2 protein-coding genes and 1 pseudogene are annotated in these 1,738 nt (G+C 75.3%); 1 reads left to right on the top strand and 2 read right to left on the bottom strand.

From position 1 onward, the window contains the following. The coding region (locus tag OOT08_RS13305) for an OsmC family protein (RefSeq protein ID WP_325093238.1) at window positions 1–397 on the bottom strand (397 nt) is incomplete at its 3' end. 114 nt (window positions 398–511) lie between these two features. Here OOT08_RS13305 and OOT08_RS13300 point away from each other — a divergent pair. Then, a complete protein-coding gene (locus tag OOT08_RS13300; protein WP_325093236.1) occupies window positions 512–1,417 on the top strand; it encodes an ADP-dependent NAD(P)H-hydrate dehydratase in 906 nt (301 codons plus the stop codon). Between the two features lie 61 nt (window positions 1,418–1,478). Here the strand turns inward: OOT08_RS13300 and OOT08_RS13295 are convergent. After that, window positions 1,479–1,738 (bottom strand): annotated as a pseudogene (locus tag OOT08_RS13295) (hypothetical protein); the annotation flags it as partial.

Genomic DNA, 1,738 nt, shown 5'->3' with positions numbered 1-1,738 from the left:
GGAGACCGAGCAGGGTGCGCACATCCACGTCGCCGTCGGCCTTGCCGGAGATCTCGTCGATCTGGATGCCGAGCGCCTCGGCGTAGAGCCGGTACACGACGACGTGGCAGCCGATCAGGGCCGACAGCGCCAGCTCGACCGGGTTCGCGCCCGTGTTCTGGCCGCCGAGGCCGGCCGGCTCGTCGATGACGAGCTCGTGCCCACCGGTGCGGATCTGGGTGCTGACCCCGGCTCCGCCGACGCCGCGGGCGCTCGGTCGGATCAGCGCGTTGCGCGGGTCGGCCGCGATGCGCTCCGTCCACGCCGCACCGGCTGCCCGGAGGGCTGCGGAACGCTCGGCGATGGTCTCGGCGGACTCGGACGTGGGGGCGATGGTGCTCGCGAGTGAGGAGGTCATGCCACGACGATAAACGCCCGCGGCGCGACCCCGCCAGCGCGGCCGTCACCCCCGGTCACACACCGTCACGGTGCGTCATCTGCCCCCGGCGGAGCCCCGGCGTAGGGTGGGGGTATGTCCGTGATCGAGTGGCACGATGACCTCCTGGCAACCGCCCTGCGCGCGCCCCGGCCCGAGGACGACAAGTACTCGCGCGGCGTGCTGGGCATCGTGACCGGCTCCGCGAAGTACCCGGGGGCCGCGGTGCTCGGCGTCGAGGCCGCGCTGCGCACGGGGCCGGGCATGGTCCGCTTCCTCGGCGACGCGGAGACCGCGCGGGCGGTCTTGGCGAGACGGCCAGAGGCCGTGACCGCGGACGGCCGCGTGCAGGCGCTCCTCGTTGGCTCCGGCACGGACGCCACGACCCGCTCCCCCGGGCTGAGCCGCCGCGTGCGCGACGCGCACCGGGACGGGGTGCCCCTCGTTCTCGACGCCGGGGCCCTCGGCCTCGTGCGCGAGCTGGCGGCCGAGGAGGCCCGGCCGCGCACTCCGGTGATCCTCACCCCGCACGCCCGTGAGCTGTCCCGGCTCCTGGCCGCGGCGGACGACCCCGGCGGAACCGGCGAGGACGCCTGGCTCGCGACCGTCCTCGCCGATCCGGCGCGAGCCGCGCAGCGGGCCGCCGAGCGCTTCGGGGCGATCGTGCTCCTCAAGGGCTCGCGGACGATCGTGGCCGCGCCGGGCATCGCCGCCCGCCGGCTGCCCGCCGCCACCCCGTGGCTGGCGAGCGCGGGCACGGGCGATGTGCTCGCCGGAATCCTCGGGACGCTCCTCGCCGGGGCGCAGGCGGATGCTGAGGCGGATGCCGAGGCGGCCGGGACCGTCCTCGCCCTAGAACGGCTTCGCGACCTCGCGGGGGCGGCCGCCCGGGTGCACGCGCTCACGGCGGAGCGCGTCTCCGGCGGCGGGCCGCTCCTCGCGCTGGAACTCGCCGAAGGTGTCTCCCGGACGATTGCGGCGGTCGCCCCGGGGCGGTGTTGATTCAGCGGAGTTGATTCAGCGGAGTTGATTGATGCGGCGCTGAATGATGCGGCGCGGGACGTTACGCGCGCGGCTCCGGGTCGGTGCCTGTTTCCGGGTCGGTGCCTGTTTCCGGGTCGGTGCCTGATTCCGGGGCGGTGCCCGATTCCGGGGCGGGAACGCTCGTCGGGGTCTCCCCCGCGCTCGCGCCGCCGGGCTGCTGCGGCACGATGCGGCGGTCCTTTGGCTGCCGGATTGCGCCGGTCGGCGGGTTCTCCGAGACCACCGCGATGGGCATCGTCGTCGTCGGCACGGGCATGTGCGGGCGGAAGCGTTCCTGCT

It is taken from the genome of Leucobacter sp. M11, assembly GCF_035726885.1.
Classification (GTDB): domain Bacteria; phylum Actinomycetota; class Actinomycetes; order Actinomycetales; family Microbacteriaceae; genus JAPFRB01.
Note: the sequence above shows the minus strand (reverse complement) of the source record. Positions and strands in the feature narration are given on the sequence as shown.

Coding starts and splice junctions, on each gene's coding strand:
- OOT08_RS13300 (WP_325093236.1), top strand. CDS start 512: ATGTCCGTGATCGAGTGGCACGATGACCTCCTGGCAACCGCCCTGCGC.